Here is a 17,325-nt window from a genome sequence, read left to right as displayed (position 1 = left end):
CTTAAGGTGGCCTCATATCCAGTTGAGGACTGCTCCATGAATGTGTTCGACACCCTGATGCTTCCCAACGGTTCGACCGTCAAGAACCGAATCGCCAAAGCCGCCATGGAAGAGAACATGGCGGATGCCGACCAAGCGCCGTCCGAGGAACTCATGCGTCTCTATCAAGCGTGGGCCGACGGTGGTGCCGGCCTGATTATCACCGGCAACGTGATGGTCGACGGCCGCGCCATGACCGGACCGGGTGGCGTGGTATTGCAGGACGATCAACAACTGGACAAGTTCATGCGCTGGGCGCGTATTGGTCGATCCGGTGGTGCGCAGTTCTGGTTGCAGATAAATCACCCAGGTCGGCAGATGCAGTCCAACCTTGGGCAAAAAACCTGGGCGCCGTCGGCCGTGCCGCTGGATTTGGGAAAACTGTCCAAGCGTTTCGCCACGCCTCACGCGATGACCCCTGGCGTGATAGAAGAAGTCATTCAGCGCTTTGCGAACACCGCACGCCTGGGCGAACAAGCCGGATTCACCGGTGTGGAAATCCACGCCGCCCATGGCTATTTGTTGAGCCAGTTCCTTTCGCCGTTGACCAATCAAAGGACGGACGAGTGGGGCGGCTCTCTGGAAAACCGGGCGCGCCTGTTGCTCGAAATCGTCAAGGCGGTCAGGGCCGTGGTTTCTGCGGATTTTGCAGTGGGGGTCAAACTCAACTCCGCCGATTTCCAGCGTGGAGGATTCACCGTCGATGACGCAAAAAAGGTGGTTGAGTTGCTCAACGACCTGAGCGTGGACATGGTGGAGTTATCGGGAGGCAGCTACGAAGTACCCGCCATGCAGGGTGACGCGCGCGATGGTCGCACCCTGGCTCGCGAAGCTTATTTCGTCGAGTTCGCCCGTGATCTCCAGACCGTCGCCAAAATGCCGGTGATGGTCACCGGCGGTATACGCCGCCGCCCGGTGGCCGAAAGCGTCGTGCAGAGTGGTGTGGACATGGTGGGCATCGGAACGGCGTTAGCCATTGATCCGCACTTGCCTCGAGACTGGTTGCAGGGCGAAGACAATGCCCCGCAATTGCCGCCTATCACATGGAAAAACAAAGCCATTGCAGCCTTGGCGAACATGGCAGTAGTGAAGTTTCAATTGCGCAAACTTAGTCAGGCTAAAAAGCCCGACCCAAGAGTTTCACCGTTACGCGCGCTGATTCTGCAACAGCTCTCCATGGCCTTTCGCACTCGCCAATATCGGAAATGGATAGAAAAGTCTTCGCATTACAACGGCCTGGGAGGCGCAAGATGACCATCGCTGTAGTGGACTCCCCAGCTATCGACACCGCCAGTATGCTCGACCAACAAAGAAGGGCATTTCTTAACGACGGGCCACCCGGCCTTAAACGACGCAGGGCCAACCTGGTCAAATTGCGCGCGGTGGTTCTCGCTCACAGGCGTGAAGTAGAGGATGCGATCAGTACTGATTTCGGCAATCGCTCCAGGTATGAAACCGACATCATGGAACTGCTTGGCGTGGTTCAGTCCATTGACTACTTATTGCGACACCTGCGCCGTTTCATGAAGCCCGAACGTCGTCATGTCGCGGCGTTTCATCGCGCCGGCCGCGCCTATGTGGAGTACCAGCCCAAAGGTGTGATCGGAGTGATGGCGCCTTGGAACTACCCGTTCTCCCTAACCTTCATCCCATTGGCAACTGCGCTCGCGGCTGGCAACCGGGTGATGATCAAACCTTCCGAACTTACGCCACGCACCAGTGCACTGATTCAGCGCATGTTGGCGAGCTGTTTTTCTGCCGATGAGGTAGCAGTGGTACTCGGCGGCCCTGAGACAGGCGCCTATTTCAGCAGCCTTCCGTTCGATCACCTGCTGTTCACCGGCAGCACACAGGTAGGTCGAATGGTAATGCGCGCTGCCAGTGACAATCTGGTACCGCTTACCCTTGAACTGGGCGGCAAGAGTCCCGTGGTCTTGGCGCCAGGCCATGCAGGGCGTAGCGCATTGGAAAGCATCGTCTTCGGCAAATTATCCAATGCTGGTCAGACCTGCGTTGCACCGGACTACGCCCTGGTTCATGAAGACGACTTGAGCGAATTCATTACCCAGTACCGCGACGCTGTTGCCCGTTCTTACCCGCAAGGCCCAACCAGTCCCGATTACACCTCGATTATCAGCGACAGGCATTACATGCGGTTGCATACGCTCATCAAAGACGCACACGCAAAGGGAGCAGACGTGATCGAGGTAGGAGTGACCCCAGAGCGTGCGGCAGAACGATCGCGGACATTGGCTCCGGTGTTGATCGTGGGAGCCGAAGACGATGCGTTGGTCATGCAGGAGGAAATCTTCGGCCCACTGCTACCGGTTCGTACCTACCGCTCTCTCGACGAAGTAATCGACTACATCAACGCCAGGCCGCGCCCACTCGCGCTTTACTATTTCGGCAATATGGATGCCGACAGCGAGGCTGTCCTCAAGCGCACCACATCCGGGAATGTCGGCATTAACAACACTCTGCTGCACGTTGCCGTGGATGATCTACCATTCGGCGGTGTAGGGCCGAGCGGTATGGGGGCCTACCACGGCATCGAGGGTTTTCGCTCCCTGAGCCATGCCAAGGGAATATTCGTCCAAGGTCGCTGGAGCCTACCTAGCCTGCTCAGAGCACCTTTCGGCAAACTGGCTGAATTCGCCATAGCAATCACGCTTCGGGCACAGCCAAAACTCCGAGTCGAGCGGTAGAGGAAGTACACCAGCGCGAAGCTGTTTCAGTCTGTTGGCAGACACCCCCCCATGCTCCTGCGTTTCTCCACGGTGTTTGGTGAACGAGGGTTCGGTGAACCTGACCCACGCGGTTTTGCGTTGGAGTCTTACACCTAAGAAGGCATCTGGGGCAACGTGGGCAACAACACGCCAGTGTGCTTCATTTGTGCTCAGCTGAAGTCCACTTTTGGCCGATTTTTGTCTGTTTACGAAGGGCAGCTTTTGGCAGAAAGCGGCCACCCTGCCAGTCGGATAGACCCAAAGCGGTGCACTTCGCCAGGGTAACTGTTCTTGATAGCCAGGGGGCCTGCCGCTTCGTCTTACCCGGCGGCCGGGCTTTCTCGGCTTCCATCAGGTAGCGATCGATCATGTTCTTGACTGCGTGCCACCACGGTTGGCGCGTTCGATCACGCCGGGCTCAGCCAACTCGGTCTCTCGTCGCTTCGCCCAGGCTTGAGCAGCCTGCTTGCAGGCGAATATCTGGGACTGTTGGTAGAATAGGACACCCTTTTTCTTGAGGCGGATCAGGACGGTATAGCTAACCGTTCCATCAGCCTTTTTCGTTGCTCTGATCGTTGCCATGGATTTCCGGTGGTACAAGCGTGGCTGGCGGTGGTACATCGCACTACCGTCACGCCAAAAACGCCCCAAACTCCCGAAAAATGGTACAACAATGCGTAGACCAGAATGCCCCTAGAATCAGCCTCAAAGCCACAAACCACGCGCCCTGAGCCGTCACGCCGCTTCAGCGTTGCACCCATGATGGACTGGACAGACCGCCACTGCCGGTTCTTCCTGCGCCTGCTTTCCAAAAACACCCTGCTCTACACCGAAATGGTCACCACCGGTGCCCTGCTGCACAACGACGCCCACCGTTTCCTGCGCCACGACGTCTCCGAGCACCCGCTGGCGCTGCAACTGGGCGGCAGTGTACCGGCCGACCTGGCCGCCTGTGCCCGCCTGGCCGAGGAGGCTGGCTACGACGAGGTCAACCTCAACGTCGGCTGCCCGAGTGACCGGGTGCAGAACAACATGATCGGCGCCTGCCTGATGGCCCACCCGGCGCTGGTGGCCGATTGCGTGAAAGCCATGCGTGACGCGGTATCGACTCCGGTGACGGTCAAGCACCGCATCGGTATCAACGGCCGCGACAGCTACGCCGAGCTGTGCGACTTTGTCGGCCAGGTGCGCGAGGCAGGTTGCCGGAGTTTTACCGTGCATGCGCGCATCGCGATCCTGGAAGGGCTGTCGCCGAAGGAGAACCGTGAGATCCCGCCGCTGCGCTATGACGTGGCAGCGCAGTTGAAGGCGGACTTCCCCGACCTGGAGATCGTGCTCAACGGCGGGATCAAGACCCTGGCCGAATGCCAGGCACACCTTGAAACCTTCGATGGGGTGATGCTGGGGCGTGAGGCGTACCACAACCCTTACCTGCTGGCGGAGGTGGACCAGCAGCTGTTCGGCAGCGAGGCGGCGGTGGTCAGCCGCAGCGAGGCGCTGGCGCAGTTGCGGCCTTATATTGTCGCGCATATGGAAAGTGGCGGCGCGATGCACCACGTTACCCGGCATATTCTGGGGCTGGCCCAAGGGTTCAAGGGGGCGCGGCGCTTCCGCCAGTTGCTGTCGGCGGACATTCACAAGGCGGCGGAGCCGTTGGCGGTGTTCGACCAGGCGGTGGAGCTGTTGCAGGGGCGGTAACCCGGCCCTGACAAGCGCCGCATTATCTGTGGGAGCGAGCGTGCACTGATACCAGTCAGTTAAGCGATTTGGGGCCGCTTTGCGGCCCATCGCCGGCAAGCCAGGCTCCCACAGGTACGGCGCAGACCCTCAAGATTTCGCGGTACCTTTGGGAGCGGGCGAGCCCGCGAACACCGGCGCAGCCGGTGCCAGCCACCGCGTTGAATTCTTCGCGGGCACGCCCGCTCCCACAAAAGCCGAGCGGTCGCCATGACAGCGCACGCCGTTTTTGTGCATGCGGAACCTCGGGGCCGCTTGCGACTCGAATCTTCACCTTTCGCACCGCGCTTCGCGGGCCCTTGAGTGGCCGTCGGGGCTCGGGTAATGTCGAGTCATTGCACAGGACAGAGCACGCCCATGACCTCCAAGCTGGAACAACTCAAGCAGTTCACCACCGTGGTCGCCGACACCGGTGACCTGGACGCCATCACCCGCCTGAAACCGGTCGATGCCACCACCAACCCGTCGCTGCTGCTCAAGGCTGCGGCCATCCCGGGTTACGCCGAGCTGCTCAAGCAGGTCAAGGCCGATGCCAAGGGTAATGTTGACCTGGCTTGCGACAAGTTCGCGGTGGCCGTGGGCTCGGGCATTCTCAAGGTCATCCCGGGGCGTATCTCCACCGAGGTGGATGCCCGCCTGTCGTTCGATGAACCCGCCTTGCTGGCCAAGGCGCGCAAGCTGATCGAGTTGTACGAAGCCGCTGGCGTTGGCCGCGACCGCGTGCTGATCAAGCTGGCCTCCACCTGGGAAGGCATCCGCGCCGCGGAAAAGCTGGAGAAGGAAGGCATCCAGACCAACCTCACCCTGCTGTTCTCCTTCGCCCAGGCCCAAGCCTGCGCCGATGCCGGGGTGTTCCTGATCTCGCCGTTCGTGGGCCGTATCTACGACTGGTACAAGAAGAGCACCGGCAAGGAATACGTGGGCGCCGAAGACCCGGGCGTGCAGTCGGTCACTCGCATCTACAACTACTACAAGGCCAACGGCTACGACACTGTGGTCATGGGCGCCAGCTTCCGTAATATCGGCCAGATCGAACAGCTGGCCGGCTGCGACCGCCTGACCATCAGCCCAGAGCTGCTGCAGCAGCTCAGCGACGACCAAGGTAACTTGCCGCAGGTGCTGAAGCCGGGCAATGCCGGCGAGCCCAAGCAGCCGCTGAACGAAAGCCAGTTCCGCTGGGCCATGAACGAAGATGCCATGGGTACCGAGAAACTGGCCGAGGGTATTCGCCAGTTCGCGCGGGACCAGGAGAAGCTGGAGAAGTTGATGGCTGAAAAGGCCTGATACATTTCGGGTTTGCCTGACGGGCGGGAAGTGTTCAGCATTTTCCGCCCGTTTTGTTTTGCCGAGTCATAGTTGTGTATTTGTTTCTCGGACCTCTTCGCGGGCACGCCCGCTCCCACAGGGATCTCCACAGTGCTTGAAAGCGCCGCCATACCTGTGGGAGCGGGCGTGCCCGCGAAAGGGCCCGCATAGCCCCCCGAGCTGTCGATGACCTCCCCTACCCCATTGCCCCACGTACTCGCTGGCCCGGTACTCCGCCGCCTGGAACCCCAGCGCCTGGCCATCTGGCTGGTCGCCACGCAACCACTGCAACCCGAATTCATCTTTCCGGCAAGCGAGGCCCGGGTCGATTGCCAGGTGGTCGCGGTGGGCCGGCACGCCTTCATCCACCTGCTGGATATCCACTTCGCCCAGCCACTGCCCTGCAACCAACTGCTCGACTATGACCTGCTCATCAATGGCCAGGGCATCGCCGACTGGGCACCGCACTTGCTCTACAGCGGCACCCAGCGCCCAAGCCTGGTACTGCGCGATCGGCTCGACCACCTGCTGCATGGTTCCTGTCGCAAGCCGCATTTCCCGGCCGCCGACGGCCTGCTGTGCGCCGACCGCCTGCTGCAGGGCTGCGAAAAACCCGCAGAGCGCCCCGCCGTGCTGCTGATGACCGGCGACCAGGTCTATGCCGACGATGTCGCCGGCCCGATGCTGCGGGCCATCCACGGCCTGATTGCGCGCCTGGGCCTGTTCGACGAGCAACTGGAGGGCGCGGTGGTGCCCGACAGCCAGGCGCTGTACCAACACCCGGCCTGCTATTACCACCGCGCCGACCTGCTGCCGGCGCAGGAACGCAACGAGACCCTGCGCGAGCGCTTTTTCGGCGGCAAGCGCAAGCCGATCTTCTCGTCCAGCAACGCCGACAACCACCTGGTGACCTTCGCCGAAGTCATGGCCATGTACCTGCTGGTGTGGTCACCGGTGCCCTGGCAACTGGTAAACCTGGACATGCCCAACGGGCTCACCGCCCCGCGCCAGGCCCGTTACCGGCAGGAGCTGCCGCTGATCCAGGCGTTTGCCGACAACCTCGGCCAGGTAGCGCGGGTGATGGCCCACCTGCCGTGCCTGATGATTTTCGACGACCACGACATCACCGACGACTGGAACCTCTCGGCGCAGTGGGAAGAAACCGCCTACGGCCACCCCTTCTCTCGGCGGATCATCGGCAATGCACTGCTCGGCTACCTGCTGTGCCAGGCCTGGGGTAACGACCCGCAGGGCTGCAAGCCCTTGGTCGGGCAATGCCAGGCGTTGAACAGCCAGACCCAGGATAAGCTGATCGGCGCACTGCTGCGCTTCCAGGGCTGGCAGTTCAGCCTGCCCACCAACCCGCCCTTGCTGGTGCTGGACACCCGCACCCGCCGCTGGCGCAGCGAAAGCAGCCTGGCCAAGCCGTCCGGCCTGCTCGACTGGGAAGCGCTGAGCGAGTTGCAGCATGCACTGCTGGACCACCCATCGGCGATCATCGTGTCGCCTGCGCCGATTTTTGGCGTGAAGCTGATCGAGACCGTGCAGAAGCTGTTCAGCTGGCTGGGCTACCCGCTGCTGGTGGATGCCGAGAACTGGATGGCCCACCGCGGTGCAGCGCAGGTCATTCTCAACATCTTCCGCCATTCGCGCACGCCGGGGCACTACGTGGTGCTGTCCGGCGATGTGCATTACTCGTTCGTCTATGAAGTGCTGATCCGCCACCGCCAGCGCAGCCCACACCTGTGGCAGGTGACCAGCAGCGGGATCAAGAACGAATTCCCGCGGCGCCTGCTGGATGTGCTCGACCGGCTCAACCGCTGGCTGTATGCACCGCGCTCGCCGCTCAACTGGTTTACCAAGCGGCGGGAAATGGAGGTGGTGCCACGTACGCCCAGCCATAGCAAGGCTGGCGAACGGTTATGGAATGGGGCGGGGCTGGGGCAGGTGTTCTTCGATGAACACGGGCGGCCGGCGCGGGTGTATCAGCTGGATGCGGGCGGGGGTGAGGCGACCGAGTTTACGCGGCGGGAGTGATAGGCAGGTATTGCTTGTGTTGGCCTTGCTGGCCTCTTCGCGGGCACGCCCGCTCCCACAGGATCACCACAGGTTTCGAATGCAGTGCAGGGAGAGTGCATGACTCAAGGCTGATGCATAACCTGTGGGAGCGGGTTCACCCGCGAAGAGGCCGGTACAGGCCGAAGATCAGGTCCGCTCCAGCGCACTGACCAGGTCATGGAAAGCTTCGCGGTTGGAATCGTTCAGGCCCATGAGGATCTTGTGCGCCTCCAGCACCTTGGAACGCACCACGTCTTCGTTCTGGTCCTGGGACGGCAGGTCGGTCAGGCATTCCGGGCACGGAATCGGCCGATCGACGATGTTGAACACCTGATCGAAGCCCATCGACTGGAGCAACCGGGAAATGTCCGGGTTGGTGGTAACCACGGTCGGCAACAGGCCCACCTTCTGACGCGACAGGATCGACAGCTTGGCCAGCAGGCCCAAGGTAGTGCTGTCGATGCTTTCGGTTTCGGTCAGGTCGATGACAATCGCCGAGAAGTTCAACGCGGTGAAAATCTTCTCGATCGTCGCATCCAGCGCCGAACACAGGGTCAGGCGCACTTCACCGACGAATTTCAGGACGAAGGTACCACTCTGCTCGGCGAACTGAATTCTACCGGTACTCATTGAAGGTTCCTGCTTAACACCAATAGGGCGATATCATCCGGCATCTCCCCAAGCGTAGCCAATCCAAATCGTTGACGCAGCCCATCCAGGCTGCCACCTGCTGCCCTGACGATTTCCGGCAGGGCGGTTTCTTTATCTTTGAGCGTGTCACCCGGCAAAAGGTCCAGAATGCCATCGGACATCAGGCTGAGGCTGAACCGCGGCGGCAGCTCCACTACCAGGTCCTGGTAGGTGGCCTCGTCGAACAACCCCACCGGCAGGCCGCGGCCTTCCAGGTAGCGGGTGTGCTCGGGGGTGTGCAGCACCGGCAGCGGCAGATGGCCGCCAACGGCGTAGGTCAGCAGGCCGGACTCTTCGTCGATCACTCCGCCAACCATGGTGACATGCTTGCCCAGCTTGCTGTTGATCAGGCCGCGGTTGATATGGCTGAGCACTTCCGAGGGCTTGAACTCACGCATCCTGCTGCGCTTGAGCTCGAACATCAGCCGTGTAGTCATGAATTTCAACAACACGGTGACAAACGCCGACGACGCGCCGTGCCCGGAAACATCAGCGAGGTAGAAGGCAATACGCCGCTCGTCCACACGGAAGTAATCGACAAAATCGCCCGACAGGTACAACGACGGGATGATCTGGTGCTCGAAAACGAACTCGCTGGCCACCCAGGGGCTTTCCGGCAGCATGTTCATCTGCACTTGGCGACCGGCGGTCTGGTCCTCCTGCAGCAGATGCAGGCTGGCCTCCAGTTCGCGATTGGCGGCTTCGAGCTTGTCGCGGTAGCGCTGGTTTTCCAGCACCAGCCGCGAGCGGTCAAGGGCGCGGCGCACCGAATGCTCGAGCACGGCCAGGTCTTCCAGCGGCTTGATCAGGTAGTCGGCAGCGCCCAGGCGCAACGCCTCCACCGCATCGCTCATGACGCCGGCACCGGACACCACGATCACCGGCAACTGCGGGGCGCGCTCGCTGACCTGGCGGATCAGTTCGAGGCCGCCCATCTGCGGCATGCGCAGATCGCAAATCACGAGGTCGGGCTGGTGTTCTTCGAAGACCTGAAGCCCCTGCTGGCCATTGCCGGCCTGGAGGACGCTGAAGCCACTGTCTTCAAGATAGGCGGCGAGGCTTGCACGGACCACGTCGTCGTCATCGATGATCAGCAGCGTTGCACTGGTTTTCTGCATGTGGGCGAACGGCGCCGATTTGGGTTGGTGCAGCGGTGTCGGCAAGGCAGACGGCCAGCTACGGGAATTCTTTGTGGTCACACTCTACTTGAGTTGTAGGACAAGAACACCTGCCAGGCAACTGTCCGGCAACTGTGAGAGCTACCTTGTAAGGCGCAGACGGTACTCCCATCCGCCAAGCGTTTCAAGCATGCAAGGGTCGACCTCGCCGCACTTTACAGGGCAAATCACCGGGAGTTATAAGAAAGCCGACCAGCGCAACCCGATCGGAAGGATGCAGCATGCCCCACACGCCCCCAGAAGTTCGGGTTGCGGATCCTGGCAATGCATTGATTGGGAGCGCCTGCCCAGGCGTCATCGCCGGCAAGCCGGCTCCCACACCGACCGTATCGACCTTGAGGCAGGTGCAATTCCCGGGGGAGCTGGCTTGCCGGCGATGACGCCAGCACAGCAATCAGAAGTCGTCTTCGACCTCGCCATCATTGACCTTGAACTGGCGGTTCTGCAGGTAGGCGTTGCGTATGAAGATGTACTTGTCACCCTGGATCAGCTTCTCGGCCGACAGCAGGTCGGCGCGGGTGTCGATGATATCCAGGGCGAAGATCGAATTGCGCGTCGGCACATGGTCGATGTAGCGGTAGGGTTTGGTGTAGGTGTCCGGGTACTTGGCCACGCCGTCACGCACGGTGCTCGGGCCCAGCAGCGGAATGACCACGTACGGGCCACTCGGCACGCCCCAGTAGCCGAGGGTCTGGCCGAAGTCCTCGTCGTTGCGCTGCAGGCCCATCTTCGTGCCCACGTCGAAGAAGCCGCCCAGGCCGAAGGTGGTGTTGACGATCAGCCGCGCCGTGTCCACGCCCGCCGCATGGGGCTTGAACTGCAGCAGGTCGTTGGCCAGGTTGGTCACGTCACCCAGGTTGCGGAAGATGTTGTGGATGCCATCTTCGAGGAACTGCGGGGTGACCGCCTGGTAGCCCTTGGCCAATGGCTTGAGGGCATAGGTGTCGAGGGTATCGTTGAACCGGAAGATCGGGCGGTTGACCGCTTCCCAGGGATCTTCCTCGGTGGCCGCCTGGGTGGCTGCCACGGGCGCCAGCAGCATGCTGGCGCAGACACAGGCCTGGGTGACTCGTTCGATCACACTGGCACCGATCCTACGCATAGGTGTTTCTCCATCGAATTTCTCGGCCGCAAGCGCAAACGGGTCGCGCTGCTGTACGGCGGCAGTATAGAGGCTTGCGGGCTGATAAACAGCTTTACACAACTCTGTTCAATAATTTGTGAACAACTGTTGCGGCGCCCACTGTCACAGGCTGGTAACAATCGCCGAATAGCCTGCGGACTATTTGAGGGAAGTTGCCATGGACGCTGCACCCGCCTTCACCGCTGTGCTGTTCGGCTTGCGCGGCTGCCTGGTGCAAGCCGCCAAGGGTGGCGCGCCAGCGCCCGCCCCCGGGGCCCTGGCCACCCTCGCCAGCCTGCGCCAGCGCCAGGTGCCGTGCATCTGGCTGGACGACCTCGACGCTAGCCAAAGCAGGCGCCTGGCCCACGTATTGCCCTCCTGGCTGCCGGGGCATTCGGTGAATGGCGTGCGCTGGCCTGCGCCGAACGCCTGTTGGCAGGCCCTGATGACGCTGGACAGCGAACGCCTGGACGGCTGTGTGCTGGTCAGCGGCGACCCACGCCTGCTGCAGTCTGGCCTCAACGCGGGGTTGTGGACGGTAGGGCTGGCCGCCTGCAGCCCGTTCTGCGACCGCAGTTCGCGGCAATGGCAAGCCATGAGCCCACAGGAACAGGACCTGGCCCGTGGCAAGGCGACGCTGGAACTGTTCAGCCTGGGCGCGCACTCGGTGATCGACCACCTGGAAGCACTGGATACCTGCCTGCAGGACATCGCCCAGCGCCGGCGCAAGGGCGAAAAACCCTGACACAGCACCTTTGACGCGGATCATGCAAAGCGACGGCAGGTGGATTACGCTGAAGACAAGCCAGAACCTTTGCCGCTTCGCTGAGGTCCATGGCTTGCCAAGCCATTGATGGAGAACTGCCAATGCCTGCCCGCGAATTGCAAGAGCGCCTGAACAGCTTGCGCGAGCAACTGGATCGCAACGTGCCGCTTTCGGACGAGGAGCTGGCCGCGCTGCACGAAGAAGCGCGCCAGATCGAGGCGCAACTGAAGCTTGAGGAAGCCACGCCAGACAATAACCTGGTGGACGGCGTGAACCTGGCAATCGAACGCTTCGAGGCCGATCACCCCGACCTCACAGCCACCCTGCGCAGCATTGCCAACTCGCTGCACAGCATGGGGATCTAGAAATACCGGGGCCGCTTTGCGGCCCCAATACTTTACTGCCGAACCAGGCGCCGGTTCTCCGGGCTGATCGCCCCCGTGCTGCGATACGGGTTGATATCCAGCCCACCCCGGCGCACATAACGCGCATACACCGTCAGATGCTCCGGCTGCAGCAGGTTCTTCAAGTCCAGGTAGATCCGCTCCACACACTGCTCGTGGAAGTCGGCATGCTGGCGGAAGCTGATCAGGTAGGTCAGCAGGCTGGCATGGTCCAGCGCCCTGCCCTTGTACTCGACCACCACGCTGCCCCAGTCCGGCTGGCCGGTGACCGGGCAGTTGGATTTCAGCAGGTGGCTGTGCAGGGTTTCTTCCACCTGCTGCTCCGGGTTGCAGCGCAGCAGCTCTGGCTGTGGCTGCTCGTAGTTGCTGATGGCAACGTCCAGCTCATCGATGCACTGCCCCGGCAAGCCCACCACGCCGTGTGCCTCGACCTCGGCCAGGGTGCGCACCTTCACGCCCACCGGCTTGCCGGCGGCAGCGGACAGGTCTTTCTCCAGGCACGCCTGCAACTCGCCAGGCGAGGCGAACACTGTCTGGTTCAACGAGTTCAGGTACAGCTTGAACGACTTGGACTCGATGATGTTCGGCGAATCGGCGGGGATGGCGAACTCGCCGATCGCCACCACCGGCTTGCCCGACGGCAGCAGCCAGCTCAGCTCGAAACAGTTCCAGTAATCCACACCCTGCCACGGCAAGGTCTGGGCGGTAACGCCCAGCTCGGCCCACTTGGCGGTACGCGGTATCGGGAACAGCAGCTCCGGGGAATAGGTGGCAATGTATTCGCTGGACTTGCCCAGCGGGGAATGTTCGGCAGCGGGATGCATGGAAACTGACCTGAAGGTTCGAAATTGTTCCTAGTCTACCGGTTTTGCACCGCACCTTGGAGCGCAAGTCAGCGGGATTACATCTTCGTCAGTTTGGGGCGGGCGGGTGCATCGTCACGTATCATCCCGGCCAAAGCCCTGCGCTATAACTGTGGGAGCGGGCTTGCCCGCGAACACCGGCGAAGCCGGTGCCACACACCGCGTCGCATGCTTCGCGGGCACGCCCGCTCCCACAGGTTCCCGCGCTGCCACCTGGAGCTATGCCACTTAATGAAACTGCTGATCGTCGAAGACCAGGCCCGCACCGGCCAGTATCTGAGCCAGGGCCTGAACGAGGCCGGCTTCGCCACCGAACTGGCCACCGACGGCGAGACCGGCCAGTTCCTCGCCCTGACCGGCGACCACGACCTGCTGATTCTCGACGTGATGCTGCCCGACCGTGACGGCTGGCAGATCCTCCAGGCCGTGCGCCAGGCCGGCCTGGACACTCCGGTGCTGTTCCTTACCGCCCGCGATGCCGTGGAAGACCGGGTGCATGGCCTGGAGCTGGGCGCCGATGATTACCTGGTCAAGCCGTTCGCCTTCTCCGAACTGCTGGCCCGGGTGCGCAGCCTGCTACGCCGGGGCAGCAGCCCCAGCCAGGACACCACCCTGGGTCTGGCCGACCTGCGCCTGGACCTGATCCGCCGCCGCGCCGAGCGCGCCGGCCAGCGCATCGACCTGACCGCCAAGGAGTTCGCCCTGCTTGAACTGCTGCTGCGCCGCCAGGGCGAGGTACTGCCCAAATCGCTGATCGCCTCGCAGGTGTGGGACATGAATTTCGACAGCGACACCAATGTGATCGAAGTGGCGATCCGCCGCCTGCGCCTGAAGATCGACGACCCGCACCCCAACAAGCTGATCCATACCGTACGCGGCATGGGCTATGTACTCGAAGAGCGCGTGGAGTGATGCGCCAGGTCTCCCTCGGCAGCCGCCTAGCCCTGCTGTTCGCCGCCTGCACCGCAGCTGTCTCGCTTGGCGCCGGCCTGATATTCAGCCGGGCCAGTGAACAGCACTTCATCGAACTGGACCAGCAGCTGCTGGACTCGCGCCTGTCGCTGTTCCGCACCCAGCTGGCCGGCATCACCACCCCGGCCGAACTGCAGACGCGCCTGCCCGCACTGCGCGATGAACTGGGCCACCAGGCCGACCTGGCCCTGCGCATCAGCGGCAGCGACGGCGCCAGCTGGTTCGAAAGCCGCACAGGCCTGCCGCAGGCACCGCTGCCCGACGGGTTGGCCACCCTGCATGCGCAAGGCACCGACTACCGCAGCCTGGCCGTGCACCTGGCACAAGGCACCGCGAAGTCGCCACAACTGACCCTGTACCTCGACATCACCCATCACCAGCACTTCCTGCAGGGCATGCAACGGCTGATCTGGCTGACGGTGGGCCTGTCGGCGCTGGCCACGGCGTTGCTCGGTGCCTGGGCCGCACGCCGCGGGCTGCGCCCGTTGCGGCAGATGGGCCAGGTGGCGGCCAGCGTATCGGCGCGCTCGCTCACCACCCGCCTGCCGGTGGCACAGATGCCCGAAGAGCTGGCCGAGCTGGCGGCAGCCATGAACGCCATGCTGCAGCGCCTGGACGATGCCTTCCAGCGGCTGTCGGCATTCTCTGCCGACATCGCCCACGAACTGCGCACGCCGCTGTCCAACCTGCTGACCCACACCCAGGTCACCCTCACCCGCCCCCGCAGCCTCGAGGAGTACCGCGAAGCCCTGCACGGCAACCTCGAGGAGCTGCAATGGATGGCCCAGATGATCAACGACATGCTGTTCCTGGCCAAGGCCGACCATGGCCTGCTGGTGCCCGGGGCAAACCCCGCTGGTGCTGCATGACGAGGTGGATGCGCTGCTGGAGTACTACGCACCGCTGGCCGAGGACAGCGGTGTGCAGATGTTGCGCGAGGGTGAGGCGCTGCTGCAGGGCGACCGGCATATGCTGCGCCGCGCGCTGTCGAACTTGCTGGACAATGCCTTGCGCTTTACCCCGGCGGGTGGGCAGATACGGGTAACGCTGGAGCCTGGGCCGAGGGTTAGCGTGGCCAACACCGGGGCGTCTATCGAAGCCGCTGCTTTACCGCGGTTGTTTGACCGGTTTTACCGGGTGGACCCGGCGCGGCGTGAAGGCAGTAGCGAGCATGCAGGGTTGGGGCTGGCGATTACCCGGTCGATCGTGCAGGCCCATGGTGGGCGCATCAGGGCGGAGTGTGCGGACGGATGGACGCGTTTCGTGATCGATTTCACTGAAGACCAGTGACATCGGGGCTGGCACGATCCCTGTGGGAGCGGGCTTGCCCGCGAACACGGGCGAAGCCCGTGCCATGCATCGCGGTGCCTTCTTCGCGGGCATGCCCGCTCCCACAGGATCGCATCAAGCCCAAGGCATGCGCTGTACTTGTGGGAGCTGGCTTGCCGGCGATGAGGCCCTCAGCTGTTACTCAAACCGCCAGGCCTATGGCCGGCTGCACCTGCGACGCGCGATACGCCGGGTAAATGGTCGCCAGGAAACTCATCACCAACCCGGCCGTGCAGATGATCGCCACATCGCCCCACTGCAGCTGCGACGGCAAGCTGCTGACGAAGTACACATCCGAAGTGAAGATGTGCTGCCCGCTCACCCGCTCCAGCCAACCGACGATCTGGCTGACGTTGAACGCGGCGATCACCCCCAGCACGCCACCGATCAGCGTGCCGACAATGCCGATCAGGCTGCCCTGGACCATGAACGTGCCCATGATCTGCGCCGGCGTGGCGCCCAACGTGCGCAGGATGGCAATGTCCGGCCCCTTGTCGTTCACCACCATCACCAGGGGTAGCGATGATGTTGAACGCGGCCACCGCGATGATCATCATCAGCAGCAGGCCAATCATGGTCTTTTCCATCTTCATGGCGCTGAACAGGCTGCCCTGGGTATGCGACCAGTCATCGGCACGGTAGGCATCGCCCAGCCCGGCAGCGATGGCCTTGGACACCTGCGGTGCGGCATACAGGTCGTGCAGTTTCAGGCGCACGCCCTGCACCTGGCCCGGCGCCCAGCGCTGCATGGCGCCAGCATCGGCCACGTGAATGTATGCCTGCGAGCCATCCAGCTCGGCGCCGACCTTGAAGATGCCGACCACGGTCAGGCGCTGCATGCGCGGGGTGATGCCGCCCGGCTCCTTGCTGATTTCCGGCACGATCAGCGTCAGTTTGTCGCCAGTGTTCAGGCGGAAGCGCCGCGCCGTCAGCTCACCGATGACCACGCCGAACTCACCCGGCTGCAAGTCCTGCAAGCGGCCCTGGACGATGTGCTGGCCGACGATCGAAACCTTGCCCTCTTCTACCGGGTCGATACCGCCGACCTGGATCGGCTGCATCGCGCCCTTGTACGACAGCATGCCTTCCATTTCGGTAATCGGCGCCGCCGCCATCACCGCCGGGTCGCGCATGGCCGCCTCGGCCACCTTGTGCCAGTCGTCCAGCGGCTGCACGCCGAGGATGGCGGCATGCGGCACCAGGCCGAGGATGCGCGAGCTCATTTCACGCTGGAAGCCATTCATCACCGACAGCACCACGATCATCGCCAGCACGCCCAGCGACAGGCCGATCATCGAGGTCATCGAAATGAACGAGATGAAGTGGTTGCGGCGCTTGGCTCGGGTGTAGCGCGCGCCGATGAAAATGGGCAAGGGTCTGAACATTACGGAAACACCCAATGAAAACAGGAAAACGGGGCGGCACAGGCCACCCCGTGCAGTCGATCAGATCGCCACCAGGTGGCCGTCGTCGAGCTTCAATACACGGTCCATCTGGCGCGCCAGGTTGAGGTCGTGGGTGACTACCAGGAACGCCGTGCGCGACGCGCTGGACAGTTCCTGCATCAACTCCTGGATGCCCTGGGCGGTGTGGTGGTCGAGGTTGCCGGTCGGCTCGTCGAGCATGACCAGGCCGGGGCGGTTGACCAGTGCCCGGGCAATCGCCACCCGCTGGCGTTCACCACCGGACAGCTCGGCCGGCTTGTGGTTGAAGCGGTGGGCCAGGCCCACGCGCTTGAGCAGTGCCTCTGCACGTTCACGGGCCTCGGGGATGGGTGTACGCCCGATCAGCAACGGCATGCACACGTTCTCGATGGCGGTGAATTCCGGCAGCAGGTGGTGGAACTGGTAGACAAAGCCCAGCTCACGGTTGCGCAGCAGGCCACGGGCACGCTCGCCCAGTGCCGACAGCTCCTCACCGGCCAGCCAGACGCTGCCCTGGGACGGCCGGTCGAGGCCGCCCAGCAGGTTGAGCAAGGTACTCTTGCCCGAGCCGGAGCTACCGACGATAGCTACCCGCTCACCGGCGTGCAGCTCGAGGTTGAGCCCGGACAGCACCTGCACCGACTCCGGGCCCTCGTCGTAGGACTTGCCCAGGTTGCGGCAACTCAGAACGGCTTTATCACTCATGCGCGA

The 17,325-nt window shown here is 62.8% G+C and carries 13 protein-coding genes and 4 pseudogenes; 10 read left to right on the top strand and 7 right to left on the bottom strand.

From position 1 onward, the window contains the following. Positions 1–36 precede the first annotated feature (36 nt). The 3 genes and pseudogenes from QIY50_19370 (at position 37) to QIY50_19360 (ending at position 2,879) form a co-directional block, all read left to right on the top strand. Entirely contained in the window at positions 37–1,293 is a 1,257-nt protein-coding gene (locus QIY50_19370; GenBank protein WGV19498.1) for an NADH:flavin oxidoreductase/NADH oxidase family protein, read from the top strand. Next, a complete protein-coding gene (locus tag QIY50_19365; protein WGV19497.1) occupies positions 1,290–2,744 on the top strand; it encodes a coniferyl aldehyde dehydrogenase in 1,455 nt (484 codons plus the stop codon). The genes QIY50_19370 and QIY50_19365 overlap by 4 nt, the downstream gene beginning before the upstream one ends. Before the next feature lie 3 nt (positions 2,745–2,747). Then, positions 2,748–2,879, top strand: a pseudogene (locus QIY50_19360) (catalase). Positions 2,880–3,075: 196 nt separating this feature from the next. On the opposite strand, the pseudogene QIY50_19355 reads toward QIY50_19360, so the two are convergent. Beyond that, positions 3,076–3,347: pseudogene (locus QIY50_19355) on the bottom strand (site-specific integrase). A gap of 105 nt (positions 3,348–3,452) precedes the next feature. On the opposite strand from QIY50_19355, the gene dusA reads away from it, so the two are divergent. The 3 genes from dusA (at position 3,453) to QIY50_19340 (ending at position 7,844) form a co-directional block, all read left to right on the top strand. Beyond that, a complete protein-coding gene (dusA, locus tag QIY50_19350; GenBank protein WGV19496.1) occupies positions 3,453–4,463 on the top strand; it encodes a tRNA dihydrouridine(20/20a) synthase DusA in 1,011 nt (336 codons plus the stop codon). Between the two features lie 396 nt (positions 4,464–4,859). Further along, the gene (gene tal / locus QIY50_19345; protein ID WGV19495.1) at positions 4,860–5,786 is read left to right on the top strand and encodes a transaldolase; all 927 of its coding nucleotides are present in this window, start codon (positions 4,860–4,862) and stop codon (positions 5,784–5,786) included. 207 nt (positions 5,787–5,993) lie between these two features. Beyond that, a complete protein-coding gene (locus tag QIY50_19340) occupies positions 5,994–7,844 on the top strand; it encodes an alkaline phosphatase D family protein (GenBank protein ID WGV19494.1) in 1,851 nt (616 codons plus the stop codon). A gap of 168 nt (positions 7,845–8,012) precedes the next feature. On the opposite strand, the gene QIY50_19335 is transcribed toward QIY50_19340, so the two are convergent. The 3 genes from QIY50_19335 to QIY50_19325 all read right to left on the bottom strand — a co-directional run bounded on the left by QIY50_19335 (position 8,013) and on the right by QIY50_19325 (position 10,835). Next, positions 8,013–8,495, bottom strand: coding sequence for an STAS domain-containing protein (locus QIY50_19335; GenBank protein ID WGV19493.1), 483 nt, complete (start codon positions 8,493–8,495; stop codon positions 8,013–8,015). After that, positions 8,492–9,673 carry a SpoIIE family protein phosphatase gene (locus QIY50_19330; protein ID WGV23094.1) on the bottom strand — a complete coding sequence of 394 codons (1,182 nt, stop codon included), beginning with the start codon at positions 9,671–9,673 and terminating at the stop codon, positions 8,492–8,494. The genes QIY50_19335 and QIY50_19330 overlap by 4 nt, the downstream gene beginning before the upstream one ends. Before the next feature lie 454 nt (positions 9,674–10,127). After that, entirely contained in the window at positions 10,128–10,835 is a 708-nt protein-coding gene (locus QIY50_19325) for a VacJ family lipoprotein (GenBank protein WGV19492.1), read from the bottom strand. 199 nt (positions 10,836–11,034) lie between these two features. Between QIY50_19325 and QIY50_19320 the strand changes: the two genes are divergently transcribed. Next, positions 11,035–11,601 carry a phosphonoacetaldehyde phosphonohydrolase-related protein gene (locus QIY50_19320; protein ID WGV19491.1) on the top strand — a complete coding sequence of 189 codons (567 nt, stop codon included), beginning with the start codon at positions 11,035–11,037 and terminating at the stop codon, positions 11,599–11,601. A gap of 122 nt (positions 11,602–11,723) precedes the next feature. Then, the gene (locus QIY50_19315; GenBank protein WGV19490.1) at positions 11,724–11,987 is read left to right on the top strand and encodes a DUF4404 family protein; all 264 of its coding nucleotides are present in this window, start codon (positions 11,724–11,726) and stop codon (positions 11,985–11,987) included. A gap of 32 nt (positions 11,988–12,019) precedes the next feature. Here QIY50_19315 and queF read toward each other — a convergent pair whose 3' ends face one another. Beyond that, the gene (gene queF / locus QIY50_19310) at positions 12,020–12,850 is read right to left on the bottom strand and encodes an NADPH-dependent 7-cyano-7-deazaguanine reductase QueF (GenBank protein ID WGV19489.1); all 831 of its coding nucleotides are present in this window, start codon (positions 12,848–12,850) and stop codon (positions 12,020–12,022) included. A 270-nt stretch (positions 12,851–13,120) separates the two neighbouring features. On the opposite strand from queF, the gene cinR reads away from it, so the two are divergent. Together cinR and QIY50_19300 are read left to right on the top strand one after the other, a co-directional pair. After that, positions 13,121–13,801 carry a two-component system response regulator CinR gene (gene cinR / locus QIY50_19305; GenBank protein ID WGV19488.1) on the top strand — a complete coding sequence of 227 codons (681 nt, stop codon included), beginning with the start codon at positions 13,121–13,123 and terminating at the stop codon, positions 13,799–13,801. Beyond that, a pseudogene (locus QIY50_19300) lies at positions 13,798–15,151 on the top strand (heavy metal sensor histidine kinase). The gene cinR and the pseudogene QIY50_19300 overlap by 4 nt, the downstream one beginning before the upstream one ends. A 181-nt stretch (positions 15,152–15,332) precedes the next feature. Here the strand turns inward: QIY50_19300 and QIY50_19295 are convergent. Beyond that, positions 15,333–16,575: pseudogene (locus QIY50_19295) on the bottom strand (lipoprotein-releasing ABC transporter permease subunit). Between the two features lie 60 nt (positions 16,576–16,635). Then, positions 16,636–17,319 carry a lipoprotein-releasing ABC transporter ATP-binding protein LolD gene (gene lolD / locus QIY50_19290; protein WGV19487.1) on the bottom strand — a complete coding sequence of 228 codons (684 nt, stop codon included), beginning with the start codon at positions 17,317–17,319 and terminating at the stop codon, positions 16,636–16,638. Positions 17,320–17,325 lie beyond the last annotated feature (6 nt).

Origin of the sequence: Pseudomonas putida, from assembly GCA_029953615.1 — a bacterium.
Classification (GTDB): domain Bacteria; phylum Pseudomonadota; class Gammaproteobacteria; order Pseudomonadales; family Pseudomonadaceae; genus Aquipseudomonas.
Note: the sequence above shows the minus strand (reverse complement) of the source record. Positions and strands in the feature narration are given on the sequence as shown.